This window comes from Nocardioides scoriae, from assembly GCF_900104965.1.
GTDB lineage: Bacteria > Actinomycetota > Actinomycetes > Propionibacteriales > Nocardioidaceae > Marmoricola > Marmoricola scoriae.
The window spans coordinates 1,874,897-1,899,548 of record NZ_LT629757.1; the positions used below are offsets into that span (position 1 = coordinate 1,874,897).

The 24,652-nt window shown below is 68.4% G+C and carries 19 protein-coding genes and 1 pseudogene; 4 read left to right on the forward strand and 16 right to left on the reverse strand.

The window, feature by feature from the left end; all coding sequences use genetic code 11:
- Positions 1-94: 94 nt before the first annotated feature.
- From BLU55_RS08910 to ligD (BLU55_RS08950), 9 genes are all read right to left on the reverse strand, one after another.
- The gene (locus BLU55_RS08910) at positions 95-1,141 is read right to left on the reverse strand and encodes an autoinducer 2 ABC transporter substrate-binding protein (protein ID WP_091728616.1); all 1,047 of its coding nucleotides are present in this window, start codon (positions 1,139-1,141) and stop codon (positions 95-97) included.
- 83 nt (positions 1,142-1,224) lie between these two features.
- Positions 1,225-2,769 (reverse strand): rhamnulokinase, encoded by a 1,545-nt coding sequence (locus BLU55_RS08915; RefSeq protein ID WP_091728618.1) that lies wholly within the window; start codon positions 2,767-2,769, stop codon positions 1,225-1,227.
- On the reverse strand, positions 2,766-3,578 hold the full coding sequence (locus tag BLU55_RS08920; protein ID WP_091728621.1) for a DeoR/GlpR family DNA-binding transcription regulator: 813 nt from the start codon (positions 3,576-3,578) through the stop codon (positions 2,766-2,768). Before BLU55_RS08920 ends, BLU55_RS08915 begins: the two co-directional genes overlap by 4 nt.
- 240 nt (positions 3,579-3,818) lie before the next feature.
- Positions 3,819-4,667: a hypothetical protein gene (locus BLU55_RS08925; RefSeq protein WP_197681140.1), complete on the reverse strand. Its 849-nt coding sequence runs from the start codon at positions 4,665-4,667 to the stop codon at positions 3,819-3,821.
- A gap of 247 nt (positions 4,668-4,914) precedes the next feature.
- A complete protein-coding gene (locus tag BLU55_RS08930) occupies positions 4,915-6,075 on the reverse strand; it encodes a glutathione-independent formaldehyde dehydrogenase (protein ID WP_091728624.1) in 1,161 nt (386 codons plus the stop codon).
- A gap of 198 nt (positions 6,076-6,273) precedes the next feature.
- Positions 6,274-7,857, reverse strand: coding sequence for a glutamine-hydrolyzing GMP synthase (gene guaA / locus BLU55_RS08935; protein WP_407938417.1), 1,584 nt, complete (start codon positions 7,855-7,857; stop codon positions 6,274-6,276).
- 565 nt (positions 7,858-8,422) lie between these two features.
- Positions 8,423-10,135, reverse strand: a complete 1,713-nt coding sequence (locus BLU55_RS08940) for a GMC oxidoreductase (RefSeq protein ID WP_091728627.1) — start codon at positions 10,133-10,135, stop codon at positions 8,423-8,425.
- Positions 10,132-11,763: a succinic semialdehyde dehydrogenase gene (locus BLU55_RS08945; protein WP_091733664.1), complete on the reverse strand. Its 1,632-nt coding sequence runs from the start codon at positions 11,761-11,763 to the stop codon at positions 10,132-10,134. Before BLU55_RS08945 ends, BLU55_RS08940 begins: the two co-directional genes overlap by 4 nt.
- Positions 11,764-11,840: 77 nt before the next feature.
- Positions 11,841-12,803 (reverse strand): non-homologous end-joining DNA ligase, encoded by a 963-nt coding sequence (ligD, locus tag BLU55_RS08950; protein WP_091728630.1) that lies wholly within the window; start codon positions 12,801-12,803, stop codon positions 11,841-11,843.
- A 73-nt stretch (positions 12,804-12,876) separates the two neighbouring features.
- Between ligD (BLU55_RS08950) and BLU55_RS08955 the strand changes: the two genes are divergently transcribed.
- Entirely contained in the window at positions 12,877-14,502 is a 1,626-nt protein-coding gene (locus tag BLU55_RS08955) for a WS/DGAT/MGAT family O-acyltransferase (RefSeq protein ID WP_091728633.1), read from the forward strand.
- 44 nt (positions 14,503-14,546) lie between these two features.
- On the opposite strand, the gene BLU55_RS20180 is transcribed toward BLU55_RS08955, so the two are convergent.
- Positions 14,547-14,672 (reverse strand): hypothetical protein, encoded by a 126-nt coding sequence (locus tag BLU55_RS20180; protein WP_269457944.1) that lies wholly within the window; start codon positions 14,670-14,672, stop codon positions 14,547-14,549.
- Between the two features lie 8 nt (positions 14,673-14,680).
- Positions 14,681-14,779: pseudogene (gene ligD, locus BLU55_RS20185) on the reverse strand (non-homologous end-joining DNA ligase LigD); the annotation flags it as partial.
- Between the two features lie 360 nt (positions 14,780-15,139).
- On the opposite strand from ligD (BLU55_RS20185), the gene BLU55_RS08965 reads away from it, so the two are divergent.
- The 3 genes from BLU55_RS08965 to BLU55_RS08970 are packed head-to-tail and all read left to right on the forward strand — an operon-like array spanning position 15,140 to position 19,663.
- Positions 15,140-16,555, forward strand: coding sequence for a type I restriction-modification system subunit M (locus BLU55_RS08965; RefSeq protein WP_091728635.1), 1,416 nt, complete (start codon positions 15,140-15,142; stop codon positions 16,553-16,555).
- A complete protein-coding gene (locus tag BLU55_RS19445; protein ID WP_157682809.1) occupies positions 16,542-18,062 on the forward strand; it encodes a restriction endonuclease subunit S in 1,521 nt (506 codons plus the stop codon). The genes BLU55_RS08965 and BLU55_RS19445 overlap by 14 nt, the downstream gene beginning before the upstream one ends.
- Positions 18,059-19,663 (forward strand): AAA family ATPase, encoded by a 1,605-nt coding sequence (locus tag BLU55_RS08970; protein ID WP_091728638.1) that lies wholly within the window; start codon positions 18,059-18,061, stop codon positions 19,661-19,663. Before BLU55_RS19445 ends, BLU55_RS08970 begins: the two co-directional genes overlap by 4 nt.
- Before the next feature lie 1,093 nt (positions 19,664-20,756).
- Here the strand turns inward: BLU55_RS08970 and BLU55_RS08975 are convergent.
- From BLU55_RS08975 to BLU55_RS08995, 5 genes are all read right to left on the reverse strand, one after another.
- Positions 20,757-21,548: a 3'(2'),5'-bisphosphate nucleotidase CysQ gene (locus BLU55_RS08975; RefSeq protein WP_091733666.1), complete on the reverse strand. Its 792-nt coding sequence runs from the start codon at positions 21,546-21,548 to the stop codon at positions 20,757-20,759.
- A 29-nt stretch (positions 21,549-21,577) separates the two neighbouring features.
- Entirely contained in the window at positions 21,578-22,171 is a 594-nt protein-coding gene (gene pth / locus BLU55_RS08980) for an aminoacyl-tRNA hydrolase (protein ID WP_091728641.1), read from the reverse strand.
- A 9-nt stretch (positions 22,172-22,180) separates the two neighbouring features.
- Positions 22,181-22,888, reverse strand: a complete 708-nt coding sequence (locus BLU55_RS08985; protein WP_091728643.1) for a 50S ribosomal protein L25/general stress protein Ctc — start codon at positions 22,886-22,888, stop codon at positions 22,181-22,183.
- Positions 22,889-23,116: 228 nt separating this feature from the next.
- Positions 23,117-23,659 carry a GNAT family N-acetyltransferase gene (locus BLU55_RS08990; RefSeq protein WP_197681142.1) on the reverse strand — a complete coding sequence of 181 codons (543 nt, stop codon included), beginning with the start codon at positions 23,657-23,659 and terminating at the stop codon, positions 23,117-23,119.
- Between the two features lie 10 nt (positions 23,660-23,669).
- Positions 23,670-24,641 carry a ribose-phosphate diphosphokinase gene (locus BLU55_RS08995; RefSeq protein ID WP_091728646.1) on the reverse strand — a complete coding sequence of 324 codons (972 nt, stop codon included), beginning with the start codon at positions 24,639-24,641 and terminating at the stop codon, positions 23,670-23,672.
- Positions 24,642-24,652 lie beyond the last annotated feature (11 nt).

The window sequence follows — 24,652 nt, forward strand, 5'->3', positions numbered from 1 at the left end:
GTGGAGGCGGTGGCGGCCGACGGGTCGGGCGTCGGCCACCACCGCGTCCGGGTGGTGCGAGCCGCGGGGGTGACCGGGCTCGGTGGGGGATGCGTCAGTAGTCGAACTCGTCGACGTTGTCGCTCGTGATCTTCAGCGGCGGGCCGAGCAGCAGGGTCTTGGTGCTGTCGTCCCAGGTGACGTCGGGCAGCTTCTTCTTCAGCGCGTCGTCGGGCTCGAAGCCGTCGCCAGCCGCGGCCCGCTGGCCGGCCCAGGCGGTGAGGTAGCCGAGGTCCTCGACGTTCCACAGGATCGAGGCCGAGGACGACTTGTCGGCCAGGTAGGGCTTCATCGACTGGGGCGTGCCGAGGCCGACGGTGAAGACCTTGCCGATCTTGTCGGCGTCCTTGACCGCCTGCGCGACGCCGGGCGCCGAGGAGGTGCACTCCCCCACGAGACCGGTCAGGTCGGGGTTGGCGTTCATCAGGTCGGTCGCCATCTGGGTGGCCTTGGCCTGGTCCTCGCCGGCGTAGACGATGTCGACGATCTCGGCGTCGGGGTACTTCTCGGCCGTGTAGGACTTCTGGACGTCGATCCAGGAGTTGAGGTTCTCGGCCGTCTCGCCGCAGGAGACGATGGCGTACTTGCCCTTGCCGCCCATGGCCTCGAGGAGCGAGTCGGTGAGTGCCTCGCCGATGCCCTCGGTGGAGGCCTGGCTGACGAAGGCCTCGCGGACCGAGTCGGGGGCGTCCGTGTCGGAGGTGAGCACCGCGATGCCGGCGTCCTTGGCCTGCTGCAGGATCGGCGCCATCGAGTTGGGGTCGTTGGGGGCGACCACGATGGAGTCGACCTTCTTCTGGATGTAGGACCGCACGATCTGCGCCTGGGCGGCGGCGTCGGCCTGGGTGGGGCCCTGGTACTCCCAGGTGACGTTGCCGAGCTCGTCCTGGGCGGCCTTGCCGCCCGCGTTCATCGCCTCGAAGTAGGGGATGCCCTGGAGCTTGGGGACGAAGGCGACCGTCGCCGACTCGGAGCCCGAGCCGGAGTCCGAACCGGAGCCGGAGCCCGATCCTCCCGAGCCCTTCTGGCTGCAGCCGGTCGCGGCCATGAGGGCCGAGACCGCGAGGACCGCGAGGGCGGTGGTCTTCCTGGGTGTGCGCATGTTCTCTCCTGGTGGCCGGCCCCGGTGGGGACGTGGATGGTGCGGGGTGCTGCGGGGCGGTGCGGGTGGTGCGGTGGTGCGGGTCAGGTGGTGGCGTCGGCGTGGACCAGGCCGGACTCGGTCTGGTCGCGGCGGCGCAGCCGGGCGAAGGTCGCGGCCGCGGTGGCCCAGGCGTCCCGGGTCGCGGCGTCGGTGCTCGGCTCGTAGCCGACGATCTCGGTCGAGGCCGCGACCACCCGGCGGATCTCGGGCAGCCCGTCGAGCTCGCCGAGCGCGGCCAGCTGGACCGCGCCGTTGCCCAGGGCGGTCGCCTCGACCGGACCGCAGCGCACGGGCAGGCCCGTGGCGTCGGCGGTCAGCTGCGAGAGCAGGCGGTGGCTGGAACCGCCGCCGGTGACCACGACCGCGGTGGGCGCCTGCCCGGTGACCTCGGCGATCGAGGCGGCCACGCCGCGGTAGCCCAGCGCCAGCGAGTCGATGACGCAGCGGGCGACGGCGCCCACCCCCTCGGGAGCCGGCTGGCCGCTGCGGGCGCAGTAGTCGCGGATCCGGCCGGGCAGGTCGCCGGGCGCGAGGAACTCGTCGGCGTCGGGGTTGACGACGCTGCGCAGGCCGGGCTCCGCGGCGGCGAGGTCGGCGATCTCCTGGTAGCTCAGGTCGTGGCCCTCGGCGGCCCACTGGCGGCGGCAGCTCTGGAGCAGCCACAGGCCCATCACGTTGGAGAGCAGGCGCACCGTGCCGGCGTACCCGCCCTCGTTGGTGAGGTTGGCCTCGCGGGAGGCGGCGCTGACGACGGCCTCGGGGACCTCGACGCCGACCAGCGACCAGGTGCCCGAGGAGATGAACAGCTCGTGCGGTCCGGCCAGGGGTGTGGCCACCACGGCGCTGGCGGTGTCGTGGGCGGGCGGCACCACGACGCGAGCGCCGGCCAGGGCGCCGGTGAAGTCGCCCAGCAGCGGGCCGACGTCGGTGCCCGGGGGCACCACCTCGGGCATCAGCCGCGCGGGGATGCCGAGCTCGTCGAGCAGGTCGGTGGCCCAGCGGCCGGTGCGCATGTCCATCGCGGCGGTCGTCGACGCGGCGGTGAACTCGGTGACGGTGCTGCCGCTGAGCAGGTGGTGGACCACGTCGGGCAGCATCAGCAGCGTCCGGGCGGCGTCGATCCGGGCGGCGTGGTCGCGGACGTCGGAGAGCAGCGAGAACAGCGTGTTGATGGGGATGATCTGCACCCCGGAGGCGTCGTACAGGCGAGCGGCGCCGACGGTCCGCAGCGCGCTGCGCATGGTGGCGACGTTGCGCTCGTCGCGGTAGCAGGTGGGGGTGTCGACCAGGGTGCCGTCGGCGTCGAGCAGGCCGTAGTCCACGCCCCAGGCGTCGACCCCGACCGAGTCGACGGGCCCGGGCCCGGCGTCGACGAGGGCGAGGCCGCGCTGGACCTCGGCCCAGATGTGGTCGAGGTCCCAGCGCAGCAGGCCGTCGCGGACCGACGGGACGTGGGTGAAGCGGTGGGCGACCTCGAGGTGGAGCCGCTGCCCGTCGTACGCCACGACGGCGACCCGGCCGCTCTCGGCGCCGAGGTCGACGGCGGCGACCCGACGACGCACGGCTGCGGGGACGCCCGTGCTCATGCGCCCTCCTCGTGCAGCGGGCGGACGTTGGCGGCCGACGCGGCGACGACGCGGGTCGGCACGCCGGCCGCCTGCCAGGTGGCCACGAAGTCGGCGTCGATGCCCTCGTCGGTGACCAGGCTGGTGACCCGCTCGGTCGGCACGAAGGAGTGCAGCGCGAACCGGTCGGACTTGGAGGAGTCGAAGACGGCGTGGACCTCGTCGCAGGCGGCGGCGAGCAGCGACTTGGTGTGCGCCTCGTCGACGCTGACGTCGAGCAGGCCCAGCTCCGGGGAGAGCCCGACCAGGCCGAAGAAGCCCTTGCGGATCCGGCCCCGGCCGGTCAGCAGGTCGCCGATCGGGCCGACCATCGACTCCGAGGACCGGCGCAGCACGCCGCCGGGCAGCACGACCATCGCGGTGCTGCGCTCCATCAGCAGCTGGGCGGTGCGCAGCCCGTTGGTCACCACCGTCAGGTGGCGGCGGTCGAGCAGCTCCTCGGCCAGGTAGTGGCTGGTCGTCGAGGAGTCGAGGGCCAGGGTGTCGCCGTCGCGGACCAGCTCGGCGGCGGCGCGGGCGATGGCGCGCTTGGCGTCGGCGGAGTGGCGCACCCGCATGCTCCAGGCGCCCTCGTCGACGGCGCCCACGGTCACCGCTCCCCCGCGGATCCGGCGCAGCAGCGAGCGGCGCTCCAGGGCGTCGAGGTCCTTGCGGACGGTGACGGCAGAGACGCCGAAGCGGGCGGAGAGGTCGCTGACCAGGACCCGGCCGTGGGACTCCAGCTCGAGCAGGATCGCCTGCTCCCGCTGGTACTCGTCGAGACCCTCCACGAGCCTGCCCTCCGTCCCACCTCCGACCGGTTGCCCGGCGCGGTGTGAAACCTGTCACCAGGGCAACCAAAGCGTCAACGGGACGAAAGGAAGTGAAAGCGCAGGGATTTCGAAGTGGCGCGTGTGACCTGCGTCACGTCAGGCGAAGGCCGCGTAACGGTCACACCAGCCGGCGCACCCGCCAGCACGCCCGTGCCGAAGGCGTACGAGAGGAGTGCTGTGGGCGCTGCGCGGTGGCCGTCATCGTGCGTCGTCCCCCCGACCCGAGGGGCGCTCCCCCTGGCCGGACCAGCCGCGCGCCCCGCCGCGTTCCTCGGTGATGCGGCGACGGCGCTCCTCCTCGCGCTTGGAGTACGCCGCGGCTCGGATCGCGTCGTCACTCTCGAGCCCGCTGCCGAGGGCACCCCCCACCGTGGCCGCGGACGCCACGAACCAGGCCAGCACGAACAGGTCGCCCGACCCGAGCGAGGTGCCCAGGGAGGCGCTCATGACGTCGGCGTCGAGGACGAACAGCGCCCACACCAGGTTGACGACGTACAGCGCGAGGTAGCAGATGCTGACCCCGATCGTCAGGGTCAGGACCGTGGAGGTGTTGTAGAGCCGCGATCTCCACCGCGCCTCGTCCGACGGGTCGTCGGCGTGGTCCCACAGCTCTCCGTCGACGACCAACCAGGCGACCACCAGCGCGATCGACACCAGGGTCGCGACGCTGAGGCGCCACCAGGACAAGGACCCGGCCAGCAGCCAGACCGTGGAGTTGATGGTCGCGATGGCGCCCGTGGCGAGCGCGGTGACCAGCGCCGTCTTCAGGCCGGGCACGAGCAGCCAGGGACGGTTTGCCGCCACCATCCCCAGGAGCAGCCGCGTCCGGCAACCGCGCCGGGGGAGCTCCTTGCGGTGGTCGTCGGGCGTGGCAGCCGGGTCGGCCAGGCTGCTGACCAGCCCGTGCACCGCGGACCGGGTGCGCGCGCGCGTCCGGAGCCCTCCCAGGGCCGGCAGCGACAGCACCGCCACCCGCCGCTCCGGGTCGCTCTCCGCCAGCAGGACGCGACCACCGCCGTCGTGGAGCGGCAGCTCGGTCAGGCCCACGACGACGTCCCCAGTGCTGCCCCTGCGCCTGCTCGACCAGTCGGGCCAGGGCCGTTGCGACGTCCTCGCACCCCGTCGTGAAGGGCTCGCTCACCACCTCGACGTCCCAGGCGTCGCGGTCGCGGTCACCCGTCGGCCGGAGGTCGCGCATGCGGCGCGCGACCGCCGTCGGAGCGGCCGGGTCGGCCACCAGCCCCACGTGCACCGGCGTCACGGACGCGCCACCGCACTGGCGGTGGCCCGCACGTCAGCCACCCGCCCCGGCCATCGCCGGGTGCAGGACGACCTTCGTCCAGCCGTCGTCGCGCCGGTCGAAGTGCTCGTAGGCCTCCGGTGCCTGGTCGAGCGGGAGCTCGTGGCTGACGATGAAGGACGGCTCGGCCTTGCCCGCGGCGACCAGGTCGCGCAGCTGCCGGTTGTACCTCTTCACCGGCGCCTGCCCGCTGCCGAGGTGCTGGCCCTTGAACCAGAACGTGCCGAAGTCGAAGGCGAGCTTGCCCTGCTTCGCCAGCTCGTCCGCGGCCCCGGGGTCCTCGGGCACGAAGACCCCGACGGTGCCGATCCTCCCGGTGAACCGCACCGAGGCCACGAGCCGGTTCATCGTCAGGTTCGCCTGCTCCTGGCCGTCGGGCTCGTGCGCCTGGTAGCCGACGCACTCGCAGCCGTTGTCCGCGCCGAGGCCCATCGTCTCCTCGAGCACCGCCTCCACCGGGTCGACCTTCGAGTCGTCGATCGCGATCGCACCGATCGACTCCGCGAGCCGCAGGCGGTCGGGGTGACGGTCCACGACCATCACCTTGCTCGCCCCTCGGATGGTCGCCGAGAGCGCAGCCATCAGCCCGACCGGACCCGCGCCGTAGATCACCGTCTGGTCACCCGGCTCGACGCCCGCCATCTCCGTGGCGTGGTAGCCGGTCGGGAAGATGTCGGCCAGCATCACGTAGTCGGTCTGCCGCTCCTCGGCGTCCTCGCCCAGCCGCAGGCAGTTGACGTCACCCCACGGCACCCGCAGCAGCTCGGCCTGCCCCCCGGCCCAGGGCCCCATGTCGGCGAAGCCGTACGCCGCACCGGCCATGCTCGGCTCCGGCTGCGCGCTCAGGCAGTAGTTGGTCAGCTGCCGCTCGCAGTTCTTGCAGTGCCCGCACGCGATGTTGAACGGCAGCACCACGTACCCGCCGACCTGCACCCGGTCGACGCCGTCACCGACCTCCACCACCCGACCCAGGTTCTCGTGGCCGAACCAGCGACCGGGCTCGAAGTCGGTCCGCCCCTCGTACATGTGGAGGTCGGAGCCGCAGATGTTCGTCGAGGTGATCTCCACCAGGACGTCGGTCGATCGCTCGATCCTCGCATCGGGCACATCGGTCACGCTCACGTTGCGCGGACCTTCGTACACCACTGCCTTCATGCTGCCTCCCTCGTCGTGGCGGCCCCGGTGCCGGGGTCATCCGGAGACCTCCATTGCACTCGCCGCGGGCCGGGTCGGGTATCGGCAGACCTGCCGATACCGGTCAGGGGCGTGTGCTGGCCCGGCGCGGGCACGAGGGGACGCGAGCGCCGGGTCGGCGGGGCGTTCGTCAGCCGCCGCCGCTGGTGACCGGAGCGGTCACTCCCACTCGATGGTGCCCGGCGGCTTGCTGGTGATGTCGAGGGTGACGCGGTTGATCTCCGGCACCTCGTTGGTGATGCGCGTGGAGACCGTCTCGAGGACCTCGTAGGGCACGCGGGCCCAGTCGGCGGTCATCGCGTCCTCGGAGGTGACCGGGCGCAGCACGACGGGGTGGCCGTAGGTGCGGCCGTCGCCCTGGACGCCGACCGAGCGGACGTCGGCCAGCAGCACGACCGGGAACTGCCAGATGTCGCGGTCGAGGCCGGCGCGGGTGAGCTCCTCGCGGGCGATGGCGTCGGCCTCGCGCAGGATGTCGAGGCGCTCGCGGGTGACCTCGCCGATGATGCGGATGCCCAGGCCGGGGCCGGGGAACGGGTGGCGCCAGACCAGCTCGGCGGGCAGGCCCAACTGCTCGCCGACGAGGCGGACCTCGTCCTTGAACAGCGTGCGCAGCGGCTCGACGAGCTCGAACTCGAGGTCGTCGGGCAGGCCGCCGACGTTGTGGTGCGACTTGATGTTGGAGGTGCCCGCTCCCCCGCCCGACTCGACGACGTCGGGGTAGAGCGTGCCCTGCACGAGGAACGCCATCTTGACGCCCTCGGCGTGGGAGCCGGCGGCGATCTTGGGCGCCAGGATGTCGGCCTCGGCGGCCTCGAAGACGCGGATGAACTCGCGGCCGATGATCTTGCGCTTGGTCTCCGGGTCGGAGACGCCGGCCAGGGCGTCGAGGAACTGCTCCTCGGCGTCGACCACGACCAGGTCGGCCCCCGTGGCGGCCACGAAGTCGCGCTCGATCTGCTCCGACTCGCCCTTGCGCATCAGCCCGTGGTCGACGTACACGCAGGTCAGGCGGTCGCCGATGGCGCGCTGCACCACGGCCGCGGCCACGGCGCTGTCGACGCCGCCGGACAGCGCGCAGATCGCCAGCCCGTCCTCGCCGATCTGCTCGCGGATGCGCTCGACCTGCTCCTCGACGATGTTGACCATCGTCCAGGTGGGGCGGCAGCCGGCGATGTCGAGCAGGAAGTGCTCCATCACCTTCTGGCCGTGCTCGGTGTGCAGCACCTCGGGGTGCCACTGCACGCCCGCGAGGCGGCGCTCGGTGTCCTCGAAGGCGGCGACCGGGGTCTTGGTGGTCGAGGCCAGCACGTCGAAGCCCGCGGGCGCCGTCTGGACCGAGTCGCCGTGCGACATCCACACGCGGTGGGCGGCGGGCAGGTCGGCCAGCAGGGTGCCCGGAGCGGTGACGGTGACGGGGGTGCGGCCGTACTCCGAGGAGCCGGTGCGGGCGACCTCGCCGCCCAGCGACTGCGCCATCGCCTGGAAGCCGTAGCACATCCCGAACACGGGGACGCCGGCCTCGAAGAGGTCGCCGTCGACGTGCGGGGCGCCCGGCGCGTAGACGCTGCTGGGACCGCCCGACAGGATGATCGCCGCGGGCCGGCGCTCCAGCATCTCGGCCACCGGCATGGTGTGCGGCACGATCTCGGAGTAGACCCGCGCCTCACGCACCCGACGGGCGATGAGCTGGGCGTACTGGGCGCCGAAGTCGACGACGAGGACGAGGTCGTGGTCGGTCACGAGCGGCCTTCCGATGGGGTACGGCGGACCGCTGAGTCTGCCAGAACCACGCTCTGAGATTTTCCTCGGACCCGGCGTAACCACCCCCCTGCCACCTCGTTGAGGTGCATGGATCCGGGCGCACCCCCTCCCTCCCCGCGCCGGGCTCCGCGCACCACCAGCACCACACCCGGCGCAGCGGATGAGCCGGGGCCCGACCTCCCTCCCTCCCCGGTCGGGCCTCGGCTCATCCGCTGTCGTCGTTCCGGGCCGGGTGCAGGGCGCCGGGCGCACGGCACGCGGGCACACGCCGACCGGGCACTTGTCGCACGCCCGCACACGCCGACCGGGCACTTGTCGCACGCCCGCACACGCCGACCGGGCACCTGTCGCACGCGCGCCTCTGTCGATGGCCGAGGAGGGCCGGCCCTTCGAGACGGTCGCTGGCGCGACCTCCTCAGGGACCGAGACGAGCGGCCCTTCGAGACGGTCGCTGGCGCGACCTCCTCAGGGACCGAGGGTGGCGGCCCTCAGGGACCGAGGGTGGCGGCCCTCAGGGACCGAGAGGAGCGGGACCGGGGGTGTCTCAGCTGACCCCGACGATCGGCAGGTGGAGCGCGCCGGGGGCGTGGGAGGGGACGGCGGGGTGGCGGGGGGCGACCGCCGCCACCCGCTCGTACGCCGCGTCCAGCGGCGGGCGGGGGTCGGCCTCGCCCTTGTTGGGCCAGAACGACATCGCGCGCTCCGCCTGGGCGGTGATCGTCAGCGACGGGTTGACGCCCAGGTTGGCGGTAATGGCCGAGCCGTCGGCGATGTGGAGGTTGTCGTAGCCGTAGACCCGCTGGTAGGGGTCGACCACGCCGGTCTCCTTGGAGTCGCCGATGGTGCAGCCGCCGATGAAGTGCGCGGTCATCGGCATGTTGAACGGCTCGCCGATGGAGCCGCCGGCGGTGCCGCCCATGATGGCGGCCATCTTGCGCACCACGGTGTTGGCGATCGGGATCCAGGTCGGGTTGGGCTCGCCATGGCCCTGCCGGGAGGTGAGCCGGTAGCGGTTGGTCCCGGGCACCTTCTTGGGGTAGACGGTGATCGAGTTGTCGAGCGTCTGCATCACCAGGGCGACCACGGTGCGCTCGGACCAGTGCTTGACGTCGTACAGGCTGCTGACGTTCTTGCGCTGCACCCACAGCTCCTTGAGCCACTGCTGCCAGCGGCGGCCGGGCACGTCGCCGTCGGTGAGCACCGTCTGCAGCAGCGACATCGCGTTGCTGCCGGCGCCGTAGCGGCACGGCTCGACGTGGGTGTCCTCGTCGGGGTGGAAGGAGGAGGTGATCGCGACGCCGTAGCTGTAGTCGATCGAGGTGTCGGGCGCGATCGCGCCGAGGATCGACTCGGAGTTGGTGCGCGAGAGCTCGCCGAGCCGGTCGGAGAGCGCCGGCAGGTGGCCCTGGGCCTTGAGCTTGTGGAGCAGCTTCTGGGTGCCGATCGCGGCGGCGGCGAAGATCACGTGCTCGGCGCTCAGCGTGCGGGTCGTGGCCTTCGTGGCGCGCTTGGCCTTGGTGTAGCGGATCGTGACGTCGTACCCCCCGCCCTCGCGCGGCGCCACCTTCGTCACCGTCGAGAGCGGCATCACCTTCGCGCCCTGCTGCTCGGCGAGGTAGAGGTAATTCTTCACCAGGGTGTTCTTGGCGTTGTAGTTGCAGCCGGTCATGCAGTCGCCGCACGCCACGCACGTACGCCGCTCCGGCCCGGCGCCGCCGAAGTAGGGGTCGGCGACCGTCTCGCCCTGCTGCTGGTCGGGCCGGCCGAAGAACACGCCGACCGGGGTCGGGTGGAACGTGTCGGCGACGCCCATCTCGCTGGCGACCTTCTCCATGACGTCGTCGGCCGGCGTGCGCAGGGGGTTCTCGACGACGCCGAGCATCCGCTTGGCCTGGTCGTAGTACGGCGCCAGCTCGGTCTTCCAGTCGGTGATGTGGGCCCACTGGCGGTCCTTGTAGAAGGCCTCGAGGGGCTCGTAGAGCGTGTTGGCGTAGACGAGCGAGCCGCCGCCGACGCCCGCGCCGGCCAGGATCAGCGAGTCGCGGACGGCGTCGATGCGCTGGATGCCGTAGCAGCCGATCTCGGGCCGGTAGAGGAACTTCTTGACGTCGAAGGAGGTCTTGGCGAAGTCCTCGTCGGCGAAGCGGGCGCCCGCCTCGATCACGCCGACCGAGTAGCCCTTCTCGGTCAGGCGCAGCGCGCTGACCGAGCCCCCGAAACCGGAACCGATGACGAGGACGTCGTAGTCGAAGCTCATGCTCTCCCCAGCTTGTTCAGCAGACGCAGGTTGGTGGTCATGGTGCGGGCGTACGCCCGGTCGCTCATCCCCAGGACGGGGCCGAAGCGCAGCAGCCGCTGGGTGGCGACCGACTGGGTCTCGGTGTAGCGCAGGATGCCCTCGCCGCCCTGGCGACGCCCCATCCCCGACTGGCGCATGCCGCCCATCGGCGCCGCGAGGCTGGCGAACGTCGCGGCGAACGCCTCGTTGACGTTGACCGTGCCGCAGCGGACCTGCGCGGCAATGGCGCGGGCGCGGGCGGTGTCGCGGCTGTAGACCGAGCCGTTGAGGCCGTACTCCCCCGCGTTGGCGCGGGCCACGGCGTCGGCCTCGTCGTGGAAGCGGTAGAGCGAGACGACCGGGCCGAAGGTCTCCTCGCCGAAGCAGGTCATGTCGGGGCTGACGCCCTCGAGCACGGTCGGCTCGAAGAAGAAGGGGCCCAGGTCGGGTCGCGCCTTCCCGCCGACCAGCACCCGCGCGCCCTTGGCGACGGCGTCGTCGACGTGGGCCTGCACGGTGTCGAGCTGGTCCTGGGAGATGAGCGAGCCCATGTCGTTGCCCCACCCGAGGCCGGGCCGCAGGTGCATGGCCCCGACCCGCTCCACGAGCCGGTCGCGGAACCGGTCGTAGACCTGGTCGGCGACGTAGAGCCGCTCGATGGCCACGCACAGCTGGCCGGCGTTGGAGAAGCTGGCGCGCACGGCGCCCTCGGCGGCCCGGTCGACGTCGGCGTCGCGCAGCACCAGCATCGGGTTCTTGCCACCCAGCTCCAGCGAGCAGCCGATCAGCCGCTCGGCGCACTGCCGCGCGATGATCCGCCCGGTCGCGGTCGAGCCCGTGAAGCAGACGTAGTCGGAGCGGTCGATGATCGGCGTGCCGAGCTCGCGGCCGGGCCCGGCGACGACGTTCCACAGGCCCTCGGGCAGGCCGGCCTCCTCGAGCAGCTGCGCGCCGTACAGCGCGGTGAGCATGGTCTGCGCGTCGGGCTTGGTGACCACGGCGTTGCCGGCCAGCAGCGCGGGCAGGCCGTCGCACAGCGCCATCGTGAAGGGGTAGTTCCAGGGCGAGATGATGCCGACGACGCCCTTGGGGACGCGGTTGACGTCGATGCGGGTCAGGCCGGGCACGACGCCGGCGCGGCGCGAGGTCGCGAGGTGGGCCTTGGCGGTGCGGCCGTAGTAGCGGGCGGTGAGCGCGATGTGCAGCGGCTCGTCGAAGGCGTCCTTGCGGGCCTTGCCGGACTCCCAGCAGATCAGGTCGAGGATCTCGTCCTGGCGGTCGAGCACCAGGTCGTGGAGGCGCATCAGGACCGCGGCGCGCTCGGCGAGCGGGGTCCGGCTCCAGGCCTGCTGGGCGCGGCGGGCGCGCGCGAAGGCCTCCTCGACGTCGGCCTCCCCCGACTGCGGCACGGACGCGAGCGGCTGCCCGGTCAGCGGCGTGCGGGTGACGACGACCTGCCCGGTGGTGGCGACCAGGCGCCGCGTCAGGGCGCGGACGCGGGCCGGGTCGAGGGCGTAGCTCGCGGTGACGTCGTGCTCCGGGTCGGCGGGGCCGGGAGCGGACGCGGGCGCACCGCCGGGGCCGGCTGCGCCGGGTTGGGAAGTCATGCCGGTCACACTAAACCGGTCGGTAACTAGACACCAGGGAACGTGATGTAAAGCGCTGACAGATCCGTGTCGATCCGTCAGCCGGCTGTCTCCTCCGGGTCGACCGGCGGCGCGGCGCCCTGCTCCTCGTCGCGCTCGGCCCACTCCAGGAGCGGCGCCAGGTCGAAGGGCGCGTCGTCGATGCCGGCGTGGAGGTCGCCGAGCTCGGCGTACCTCGCGGGCACGGTGGCGATGGTGAAGTCGTCCGGCTCGCAGGCGTCGACCTCGTCCCAGCGGATGGGCGTGGAGACGGTGCCGAGCGGGTTGCCGCGCACGGAGTACGCCGCGGCGATGGTGTGGTCGCGGGCGTTCTGGTTGTAGTCGACGAACAGGTCGGCCGGGTCGCGGTCCTTGCGCCACCACGCGGTGGTCACCTCGGGGCTGCGGCGCTCGACCTCGCGGGCGAAGGCCAGCGCGGCGCGGCGTACGTCGCCGAAGCCGTGGTCGGGCGGGATCCGCACGTAGACGTGCATCCCCGAGCCGCCGCTGGTCTTGGGGAAGCCGGTGGCGCCGAGCTCGTCGAGCACCTCGTGGACGACGTGGGCGACCCGCTGCACCGTCGACCACGGGCAGTCGGGCCCCGGGTCGAGGTCGATGCGCCACTCGTCGGGCTTCTCGACGTCGGCGCGGCGACTGTTCCACGGGTGGAACTCCACGGTGCTCATCTGCACCGCCCAGATCACCTGCGCCAGCTCGGTCACGCAGAGCTCGTCGGCGGTCCGGTTCCACCGGGGGAAGTGCACCCGCACCGTCTCCATCCACGGCGGCGCCCCCTTGGGCAGCCGCTTCTGGTGCACCTTCTCCCCCGACACCCCGGTCGGGAAGCGGTGCAGCATGCACGGCCGCTCCCGCAGCGCGTTGACGATGCCGTCGCCCACCGACAGGTAGTACTCGACCAGGTCGAGCTTGGTCTCCCCCCGCGCCGGGAAGTAGACCCGGTCGGGGTTGGAGACGCGCACGACGTGCGAGTCGACCTCGATCTCCGTCGCCTTGGACGCCATGGCGCCAACCTAGTGGTCCGCCCCTTGGTGAACTCGGCTGAACGCCCCGGGCGGGTGGTGCAGGATCGCCCCCATGGCCAAGAAGCGCAGGGTCCCCCCGCAGGACGCGATGTTCCTGTGGATCGAGACGCCGGAGACGATGATGCACGTCGCGTCGTTGATGCCGTTCACGCCGCCGGCCGACGCCGGACCGACGTACCTGCGCGACATCCTGGACGAGGCGCGCCACCAGCCGGTCCTGCCGCCGTGGAACCAGAAGCTGACGCACCCGTTCCTGCTGCGACACCCGCGCCAGGCCTGGGTCGAGGACGAGAACTTCGACTTCGACTTCCACGTGCGCCGCTCCGCGCTGGCCAGCCCGGGCGACGAGCGCGAGCTCGGCATCCTGGTGTCGCGGCTGCACAGCCACCAGCTCGACTTCACCCGGCCGCCGTGGGAGCTGCACGTCATCGAGGGTCTCGAGGGGGGTCGGTTCGCGCTCTACACGAAGGTGCACCACGCCCTGGTGGACGGCTACAGCGCGGTGAAGCTGCTGGGGCGCTCGCTCTCGGAGGACCCGGAGAGCAAGGGCAAGTTCTTCTTCAGCCTCGACCCGCCGAAGCGCTCGAAGCCGCCGAAGGAGTCCGCGTCGCTGGTCCGCGCCGTCGCCGGCACCGCGACCGGGGTGGCCAAGGGCGCGATCGGCGCGGCGGGTTCCGCGGCCGGCGTCGCCAAGGCCGTCATCAAGCTCGAGACCAGCCGCGGCGAGGACCACAAGAACCTCAAGGGCGGCTGGAGCGCGCCCGACTCGATCTTCAACCAGCGCACCAGCCGCACCCGTCGCTTCGCGACCCAGCAGTTCGCCACCTCCCGCTTCAAGGCCGTCGCCCAGGCGTCGGGCGGCACCCTGAACGACGTCGTGATGGCGGTCTGCGGCGGCGGGCTCCGCACCTACCTCGACGAGCTCGGCGAGCTGCCGGCCAAGCCCCTGGTGGCGTTCGTGCCGGTCAACATCCGCGACGACGGCGACGAGGGCGGCGGCAACAAGGTCGCCGTGCTGATGGCCTCGATGGGCACCCACGTGGAGGACCCGGTGGAGCGGCTGGAGGCGGTCATCGACTCGACGAGCCAGGCGAAGAGCCAGATGTCCGGGCTGGGCCAGCTGCCCGCCCTGGCGTACTCCGGCTACCTGCTGGCGCCCAGCATCGCCCAGACCTCGGCCGCGATCGCCGGTGTCAAGAACCCGCTGCCGACCACCTTCAACCTGGTGCTCTCCAACGTGCCGGGGCCGAAGAAGACGCTCTGGCTGCACGGCTCGCGCCTGGAGGCGGTCTACCCGGTGTCCATCCCGGCGCACGGGATGGCGCTGAACATCACCCTGGAGACGTACGCCGGCACCATGAACTTCGGCTTCATCGGCGACCGGGACGCCGTACCCCACCTGCAGCGGCTGGCCGTCCACACCGGTGAGGCGCTGACCGCGCTCGAGGAAGGCCTCGGGTTGCCCTTCGGAGGCGACGACACCGGTTCGTCTGACGCGTCCGACGAGCCCACCCAGAAGGCCCGATCGGGCCGCTCGGCCGCGACACGTGCTGCGCTGGACAAGCCGGCGAAAAAGGCCGCCACGAAGAAGGCGCCGGCCAAGAAGAGCGCGGCCAAGAAAGCTCTGGCCAGTAAGGCTCTAGCCAAGAGGGCCCCCGCCAAGAAGACGACCAGCTGACTGCGTGAGACAGCTTAGGCATGGCTCGCGCGGTGGGGCACCGCCTAGATCACCTGCGCCAGCTCGGTCACGCACAGCTCGTGGGCGGTGCGGTTCCAGCACGGGAAGTGCATCCGCATCGTCTTCTCCATCCACGGCGGCGCCCCCTTGGGCAGCCGCTTCTGGTGCACCTTCTACCCGACACCCCGGTCCGGAACCGGTGCAGCATGCACGGCCGCTCCCGCAGCGCGTTGACGATGCCATCGCCCACCGACAGGTAGTACTCGACCAGGTCCATCTTGGTCTCGCCCCGCGCCGGGAAGTAGACCCGGTCGGGGTTGGACACCCGTACGACCTTCGTCGACCTCGATCTCCGGCGTCCTCGAGGCCATGCGACCGAAACCAATGTGTGACACAGGCACGCAGGAGCTGTGCGGAGCCGCAGACGCGGACGAGACACCAGGTCGATCCACCCGTGGGTTGTCGGCAGGCGATGTGATGGTGTTACGGGACTGGCCGACGCCACCGAGGGGGTGACCCAGCACAGTTGGGTGAGCGGACCACGCGCAAATGCAGTAACAGAAGGATTCGTGGAATACGACAGTAGTCGCTATTACACGATGCGACGCACTCAAGAGTCGGAAAGCAAAGGTGACGAGTGGCAGAACAAGCGGGATCGAACGTTTCCGAACTTGCGAACAAGTTGTGGGGATTTTGCAACATCCTTCGCCACGACGGTGTTGATTATGGTGACTACATTGAGCAACTCACCTACCTGCTCTTCATCAAGATGGCCGACGAGAGGTCTCTAGAGCTTCCGCCCCGTTGCACCTGGGCCCACTTACTTCAACAAGATGAACAGGACCTAATCAACGTCTACAACGCGTGCCTCCGGAGCCTCGTTGACTCTCCGGGCGTGCTAGGCGAGGTGTTTTCCGGCGCTTCCAATAAAGTCAGCAACCCGTCCAGTCTTATGAAGTTACTCCACCTGATCGACCAGGTGAATTGGAGCAAACTCGGCGTCGACGTCCAGGCGGCTGTGTTCGAGGGCTTGCTTGAGCGAGCAGCCGCCGAAGGAAAAAAAGGCGCGGGACAGTACTTCACCCCACGGCCACTCATCGAGTCCGTCGTGCGCTGCGTTAAGCCAGGATTGAACGGACTCGACGACTACCAAGTCTGCGATCCAGCCACGGGCACAGGTGGATTCTTAGTTGCCGCGGTCGAATGGGCAAAGGCGCATGCCAGCAAGCATGAAGTCGACGCCGCACCTCTAGCATTTCACGGAACCGAACTGGTTCAGCGCCCACGACGTCTCGCGCTGATGAACCTTTTCCTACACGGCGTTCAAGCCCATATCCAATTGCGCGACGCCATCTACAGCCCGCTTCCGGCCGAGCGGTTTGACGTCGTGTTAACTAATCCCCCGTTTGGCACCAAAGGCGCTGCAGAGCGCCCTGCGCGAGACGACTTCCCGATAGCCACCAACAATAAACAGATCAATTTTCTGCAGCATATAGTTTCAATCCTTAAGGACGGCGGACGCGCGGCCGTCGTCGTGCCAGACAATGTGCTTTTTGGGGCTCAAGCCCAGACCCTATTTAAGTCGTTGACAACAACATGCAATCTGCACACCATTCTTCGCTGCCCTGATGGCACCTTTAGTCCATACACCGAGGGCACGCGCACGAACGTCTTGTTCTTCACAAAGGGACCTAGCACGCGGTCTACCTGGATCTACGACGCCCGCGCAGGGGTTCCCAAGATAAACAAGCGAAGCCGGAAGTTGCTGGACGATACTTTCCATAGTTTTGAACGGTGTTTCGGCAGCGACCCGGATGGAAACAATCGCGGGGCACATGTCCATAAGCGCTGGCGCGAGTTCGCCATTGATGAAATAATCGATGCAGAGTATCAATTTGCGTCGTTCCGCTGGTTAGACTTAGCCCGTGAACTGACAACAGACGACCCGCTAGCACAAATTGGTGCGGCGCTGGACAACGTCGACCGAGCCGCGAAACATCTCCGTTCCCTTGAGCGGCTTTTGAGGACTGAGGAGCGCAATGATCAGCGTTGACTCACCCCTTGGCGACGACTGGTCAGAATGGCGGCTACACGATCTCGTCTCACATCCTTTGACTTACGGCATTGTGAAAACCGGCCCGTCCGTTCCTGGGGGCGTTCCGGCCGTCAGAGTGACAGACGTACGGGATGGCTTCATTGACACCTCTGACCTACTCTGCGTTTCACCCGAGGTCGCCGGTCAGTACGCACGATCAACCCTGAAGACAGATGATGTCCTACTCACCATTCAGGGCAATCTGCGCCGGAGCGCCGTTGTTCCCAGCGAACTCGAAGGCGCAAACATAACGCGATCTGTTGCAGTATTACGCTTCTCAGACGCCGAGTTGGCGCGCTGGGTTCAGATCAACTTTGAATCGCCAAGACTGCAGGCTGAGTTCGCCAGGAAGTCGAGCGGGTCTACCCGGGCGGCGCTCAATCTCAAGGATCTAGCGACTGTCGCTGTCATGCTGCCGCCCGCACGTGAGTTCTCCCGTAGGCTCACCGCCTTGGAGAATGCTCGCGACTTGCGAGACGCTGCCTTAAGCGAAGTTGCCAAGGCAACCTCCCATGTGGACGCCGCCCAGTCTTCGGCAGTCAGAACCCTCTATAACGGGGCCAGCACCGCGTCGTCCTCTACACAACCCCTGGGAGAAGTTGCATCCTCCTCGCTTGGAAAAATGCTGGACCAGGCCAAAAACCGCGGGACGCCTCGACCGTACTTACGCAACGCGAACGTGCAATGGCGACGCTTCGTCTTAGACGACATACAGCATATGCGGATCACTGATGAAGAGGCGGACCGCTTCCGCGTGCTCGCGAATGATGTTCTGATATGCGAGGGGGGGGCGCCAGGCCGCGCGGCGGTCTGGACGGGTGAAGGCGAGGTCTACTTCCAGAAGGCACTCCACCGAGTGCGCTGCTCGTCGGACCTGTCACCATCCTGGCTAGTTCTCGCTCTCCAGGCTATGACCGCTCAAGGCACGCTCGCGCCGTATCTCACTGGAACTGGCATTCTCCACCTCACTGGTTCATCTCTCGCCAAGCTGCCGCTGTTGATTCCCTCCATAGCCGAACAGTCGGCGCGCGTCGCGATCATCGATGAGGTCTTCACAAAGTCTGAACAGACACTTCGCCTTCTATCCGCGACTGCAGATAGTGCAGGCTTGGCCTACCAAGCACTATTGGCCCGTCACACTTCCCCCCCTCAACTTCACACTGACAAGATCGAGGCGACCAATCGATCTGTTCGCGTCATCACAGGCCAGGAGAACCCCTTGGAGTACCCCCGCTTCTCTGCACGCGGCAGCGCTGAGGCTGCCTACTCTGACGCGGACGGAATTGATCTGGGTTCCGCCCTGACGGCTCTCGGCGGAACGGCAACCGCTGCCGAACTACTTGCCGCTTGTGGAGCGGCTTCTGTCGACGCCTTCTACGTCGCGCTCCGGCACGCGGTGGCTCGCGGCGAGTTGATAGAGAGCGCCGCTAGCAACCAATCCCGCACTCTGTCGGTGTCTCCGTGAGAATCGAACGGCTGTACCTCAAGAACTACAAGAGCTTGAATGATTTCACCATCGACTTCGACGAGACCGAATTTGCAACCGTGCTCGTTGGGGAGAACGGAACCGGAAAGTCGAATCTCTTCGAGGCTATCGCAGAAATTTTTGCCGACCTCGACAACAGCGAGCGCCCTAAATTCCATTATTCGCTAATCTACACCTGTCGAGGAAATCGAATAACCATAATCGGCACCCCTGAGAAACGCCCGTCCATCAGCGTTGGAGAAGGTGATGAGGTCGAGGAGTACACCTGGGCACGCTTCGAGCGCGAGAAAGACGACCTCCTTCCGCGCTATGTTTTCGCCTACTATTCGGGGCCTTCGAACCGGCTTCAAAGTCACTTTCTGCAACATCAGCGGGACTTCTATAACGCAATCATCAAAGACACCACCGGAGAACCGCCACCTATCCGCCGTCTCTTTTACTGCATGCCCGAACACAGTCGGTGGGTGCTCCTGGCTTATTTTCTTCGCTCGAGCCAGCCTCCTAAATTTCTCATGGAGAACTTTGAGATTGAGGGTTTCGACTCAGCACTGCTCGTGCTGCACAAGCCAGAGTGGGCAAACAAATGGTCTCAGCGGCGGCCGCCCCCAGCATCTGTGGCAGCTCATTCCGATGGACGATTCTGGTGGTCACGTGGAGTCGTCAAGACGTTCCTCCAGCGTTTGTGGGATCTATCGCTAACGCCGCTTGCTGTGTCAGAAGGCCACCGGGAAGACTTTCGCAGTCAAGACGTTAACGAAGAGCGTTTGTACCTCTATATCCCTGACGTCGAAACGCTCCAACGCCTTCAGGCCGCTTACCACGATGAAGCCGCCCTATTCGCCGCACTGGAAAGTACGGACATTTCTAACTTAGTGCGAGACGTTCGCGTTCGCGTCATGAGAAACGGAGAACCGATACTATTCACGGCACTTAGCGAAGGCGAGAAACAGCTGCTTACCGTTATCGGCTTGATGCAGTTCACGCGCCATGACGAATCTTTGTTTCTTCTTGATGAACCGGATACCCACCTTAACCCCAAATGGAAGTTGCGGTACCTAAGGGAAATCTCGAGGCAAGCAGGCTTGGCCACGGGCGAGGGTGAGATTGACGATTGGGTGGATGGCACCAGTCAGATGATCTTGGCAACCCACGACCCCCTCACTATTGCGGGCCTTTCAGCCAACCAAGTTCAGATGTTTGAAAGGGCTGACGGCAAGACAACTGTGCGATCTCCCGAAGAGGACCCTCGTGGTTTAGGAGTTGCAGGTGTACTTATCCAGATGTTCGGGCTGCCCACTACTCTCGACCTTGAAACGCAGGACAAAATTGATCGTCGAAATGAGCTAGCCCGCCTTGATATGCGTACACCGCATCAAGAAACCCAACTTGACAAACTCGCCACTGAACTCTCTGCGCTCGGTCTAGCGTATGAGTCGCGCGACCCAGACTATCGCCAGTATCTTCGGCATCTTCATGAGTGGGAGAATGCGCATGCACGGGCGTTGAAAACGCTGCCCGTTGCCGAGCAGGAACGGCTGATGGATGACATCTTCGATCGGATGTTTGGTCAAGAAACATGATCCCTATACGCACCCGGCCAGACGAGATCTCCAATGATTGGATTGAGCGCGCCGCAGCCGTCACCCGTCAATTGGACGCGTGTGTAGATGACGACGAATCAGTTGCGGAGGACGTACGGAGGACGCGGCATCAGAAGCAGGCGCAGATTATGAATAGCAGCGGCAATCTTTGGTCGGAACTCAAGCCCATTCTCATGGGCTGGTCCCACCAAAAGTGCTGGTATTCAGAATTGCGTGATGATGGATCGGACTATCATGTGGATCACTTCAGACCAAAATTGCGAGTTCGAAATTCAGGTGAACCTGACCGCGATGGATACTGGTGGTTGGCCTTCGAGTGGACTAATTATCGTCTAGCTGTTGGTTGGGTCAATTCTGGTCACAAGGTCGACAAGGTTCGAAAGGGTAAGGACGACGCCTTTCCGCTCCACCCCACGAGTCCGGTCTGCCGACGCCCGGGCGAAGACATCTCGCTTGAGATCTCAGTATTGTTGGACCCTGTAAGTGAAACGGATGCGTTACTGCTCGACTTTGACGAGACGGGGCTGCCAAAGTCGGCTGCATTAGGGTGGAACGCAGAGCGGGTTCGAGACAGCATAAAACTTCTCCATCTGGATTGTCCTCGCATGGTGGCTGCACGACAGGAAGTCTGGCGCCGTTGTGAGCGCCATTTGACGAATGCCCTTGCTGCGCTCAGCGTAACAGCGAGCGACTTCCGCCCCCGAGATGGAAAGACTGCGGAGGACTGGATGGAGGAAGCGTGTCTCATGATGGAGCCCGAATCGCCGCTGTCTGCAGTGGCCATCGCTTGTGCGACTAATTCCCCTCATACGTGGGCGCGCAGACTGCCTGCCAAGGTGGCGGCTCGCCGCGCGGGGCCCGGCACCACTGCTTCCTAACGGGCTACACAGGCCCAATCTGGGTGTCCCTCGCTCCGTTCCTTGCCGCGCGACCGATTGTCCCACTGTCCACCCCGCGATTGCTCTGGGCCTCGGAATGGTCGCTGCTGGGGGCCCGTCACTCGAGTTGTGCTTCCAATCAAATGGAGGTATGCGGGTTGCCCTGCGCAATCCTCCTGTCCGCTAGGACACGGTCAGTCCGTCCCGTGGCGGCGTACGAACTCCAGGATCGTCTCCGACAGCTCCGGCCGGCACACGATGAGGTCGGGCAGGGAGACGTCGTCCTGGTTGTAGCGCAGAGGCGAGCCGTCGACGCGGCTGGTGAACAGACCGGCGGCGCGGGCGACGGCGACGGGGGCGGCGGAGTCCCACTCGTACTGTCCCCCGGCGTGGATGTAGGCGTCGGCGACGTCGCGGACGACCGCCATCACCTTGGCGCCGGCGGAGCCCATCGGGACCAGCTCGGCGTCGATCTCGGCGGCGAACGCCTCGACGAAGGCCGGCGGGCGGGTGCGGCTGACGACGATGCGGGTTCGGCTGGAGCTCGACGGGGGCACGAGCGGGGGGCGGCCGGTGTGGAAGGTCTCCCCCAGCGCCGACTGGGCGACCGCGCCGGCGACGAGGTCGCCCAGGCCGCCGGAGCCGTCGCCGGCGCCGCGCTGCCACAGCGCGACGTGGACGGCCCAGTCGTCGCGAGGCGGCTCCGAGAACTCCCGGGTGCCGTCGAGCGGGTCGATGATCCAGACCCGGTCGGTGAGGCTGCGGTCGTGAGCCGACTCGGTGCCGCGCCACGACTCCTCCGACAGGATCGCGTCGTCGGGCCGGTGCTCGGCGAGCACCTTCATGAGGTGCTCGTGGGCGGCCATGTCGCCGGCGTCCTTGAGGGCACGGCCCTCCAGGCCCTGGCGGCGTACGTCGAGCAGCAGCTCTCCGGCGGAGGTCGCGGCCCAGGCGGCGAGCTCGTGGTCATCGGCGAAGTCAGTCACGCCGACCACCCTAGTGAGCCGGTGCGTGGCTAGGAGTTGTACCTCTGCTGCGTGGCCTCGAGGCCCTCGCGCACCAGCGACTCGACGGCGTCGGCCGCGGAGTCGACCTGGAAGGGGAGCTCCTTCTGCTCGACCTTGGAGTACGCCGAGAGCACGAAGTCGGCGGGCTCCTGGCGACCCGGCGGGCGGCCGATGCCGGCGCGCACGCGGTAGAAGTCGCCCGTGCCGAGCGAGGCGCGCATCGACTTCAGGCCGTTGTGGCCGTTGTCGCCGCCGCCGAGCTTGGTGCGCAGCGTGCCGAAGGCGATGTCGAGCTCGTCGTGGATCGCCACGACGTGGTCGGGGGCGACCTTGTAGAAGCTGGCCAGCGCCTTGACCGGTCCCCCGGACTCGTTCATGTAGCAGCGGGGTCGCGCCAGCACGACCCGCGGTGACGCAGAGCCGGGCGCGCCGAGCCGTCCTTCGACGACGTCGGCGCGCCCGGTCTTGTGCTTGCGCCACGAGCCGCCCGTGCGCCGGGCGAGCTCGTCGGTGACGAGGTAGCCGATGTTGTGCCGCGTCCCGGCGTACGTCGGACCGGGGTTGCCCAGCCCGACGACCAGCCAGACCGCGTCATCGACCACCGGAGGAGATCAGCGCTGGCCGTCGTTGGCGTCGGTCTCGGGGACGGTGTCGCCCTCGCCGGCCTTCTCGGACTCGCTGCCCTCGGTGGCCTCGGCGGCCTCCTCGTCGGACTCGTCGCGCTCGATGCCGGCCTCGGCCTCGGCCTCCTCCAGCTCCGCGTCGACCTCGGCCGCCGTGGGCGCGTGGATGACGTTGACGACGAGCAGGTCCTCGTCGGTGAGCATGGTGGCGCCGCTGGGCAGCTGGAGGTCCTTGGCGAACACCTGGAAGCCGACCTCGGCGTCCTCGACGGAGATCTCGAACGACTCGGGGATCGCGGTGGCGTCGGCCTCGACGGAGACCGTGTTGAGCTCGGTCACGGTCAGGGCGTCGGACTTGGACTCGCCGACGACCACGACGGGGATGTCGACGGTGACCATCTCGCCCTTGCGGACCTCGACGAAGTCGAGGTGCTCGAGGAAGCCCTTGATCGGGTCGCTCTGGACCTGCTTGGTCAGCGCGAGGTACTTCTTGCCCTCGACGTCGATGCTCAGCAGCGCGTTGGAGCCGCCGTGCTTGAGCGCCATCATCGTGTCGTGGCCGGGCATCGTGACGTGCACGGGCTCGTTGCCGTGGCCGTAGATCACGGCAGGCACCTTGGACTCGCGGCGGATCCGGCGGGCGGCACCCTTGCCGAACTCGGTGCGGGTCTCGGCCTTGATCAGCTCTTCGGGCATGTGGTGCTCCTCAGTGGTTCGGGCGTGCGGGTTGCGTCAGGGGGTGGTTGCCGCGGGTCGGGGACCTCACTGTGCGAACGCGAGCCGGACGGGCACGGCGCATGGGATCACGAGCCGACCACGTCGATCACGGAACGACCCTCGAGGTCCGCTCCCTCGCCGAGGCAACCGCACGATCCTAACGGGTGGCGGCAGCGGTCGGCGAATCGGGTGGCGGCGGTCGCCGGCTCACCAGACGTCGCCCGGACGGGGGTCGCAGACCAGGCGGGTGCCGGCCGGCACCGGGCGGGTGCCGGCGAGGACCAGCACGGCGCCGTCGTCGTCGGGCGTGGGCTCCCAGGACCCGCCACCGGACGGGCTGCGGACGCCGGTGGGGCCGGGCCAGGGCACCCAGCCGCGGGCGAGGTAGAGCGGCATCCCTTGGTCGCTGCTGCCCAGGGCGAGCAGCTCGGCCCCCTCGGCGCGGGCGCGCTCCTCCAGGGCGGCCATCACGGCGGCGGCCAGGCCACGGCGGCGGCGGTCGGGCGCGACGGCCACGGCCTCGACGTACGCCGTGCGGACCGGCCGGTCGTCGACGAGCAGCTCGCGCCACACGACCGAGCCGTGCGCGACGACCCGATCCCCCTCCTCGACCAGGGCGTGGGTGCCGCCCAGGGCGTGGTCCCAGTCGGTCTGGTCGAAGTCGTCGGGGAAGGCGGCGTCCATCAGCAGGCGCACGCCGGCCAGCCGCGCCTCGCCGAGCTCGTCGGTGCGCGCCAGCCGGACCTGCACCGGACCGGCCTCAGGCGTGGCCGTCGAACATCGAGGTCACCGAGCCGTCCTCGAAGACCTCCTTGATCGCCCGGGAGATGAGCGGGGCGATCGAGAGCACCGTCAGCTTGTCGAAGAGGCACTCGTCGGGGATCGGCAGCGTGTTGGTGACCACGACCTCGGTGGCCGGGGAGTTCTTGAGCCGGTCGACCGCGGGGTCGGAGAGGATCGCGTGGGTCGCGGCGATGATGACGCCGGCCGCGCCGTCGGCCATGAGGGCCTCGGCGGCCTTCACGATCGTGCCGCCGGTGTCGATCATGTCGTCGGTGAGGATGCAGATGCGGCCCTCGACCTTGCCGACCACGCGGTTGGCGACGGTCTCGTTGGGCCGGTCCTCGCGTCGGGTCTTGTGGATGAAGGCCAGCGGGACGCCGCCGAGGCGGGCCGACCAGCGCTCGGCGACCTTGATCCGGCCGGCGTCGGGCGAGACGACGGCGAGCCGCTGGTCGCCGTACTTCTCCTTGACGTAGTCGGCCAGGATCGGCATCGCCATCAGGTGGTCGACGGGGCCGTCGAAGAAGCCCTGGATCTGGTCGGCGTGCAGGTCGACGGCGATCAGCCGGTCGGCGCCGGCGGTCTTGAACAGGTCGGCCATGAGGCGGGCGCTGATGGGCTCGCGGCCGCGGTGCTTCTTGTCCTGGCGGGCGTAGCCGTAGAACGGCAGCACCACGGTGATCCGCTTGGCCGAGGCGCGCTTGAGCGCGTCGACCATGATCAGGTGCTCCATGATCCACTCGTTGACCGGAGCGGTGTGGCTCTGGATCACGAAGGCGTCGGAGCCGCGCACGGACTCCTCGTAGCGCACGTAGATCTCGGAGTTGGCGAACTCGTACGCCGAGGTGGGTACCAGCTCGGTGCCCATGAGGCTGGCCACCTCGTCCGCCAGCGCCGGGTGGGCCCGTCCGGTGAAGACCATCAGGTTCTTCTCGGTGGTGCGCTTCATTCCGCTCACTG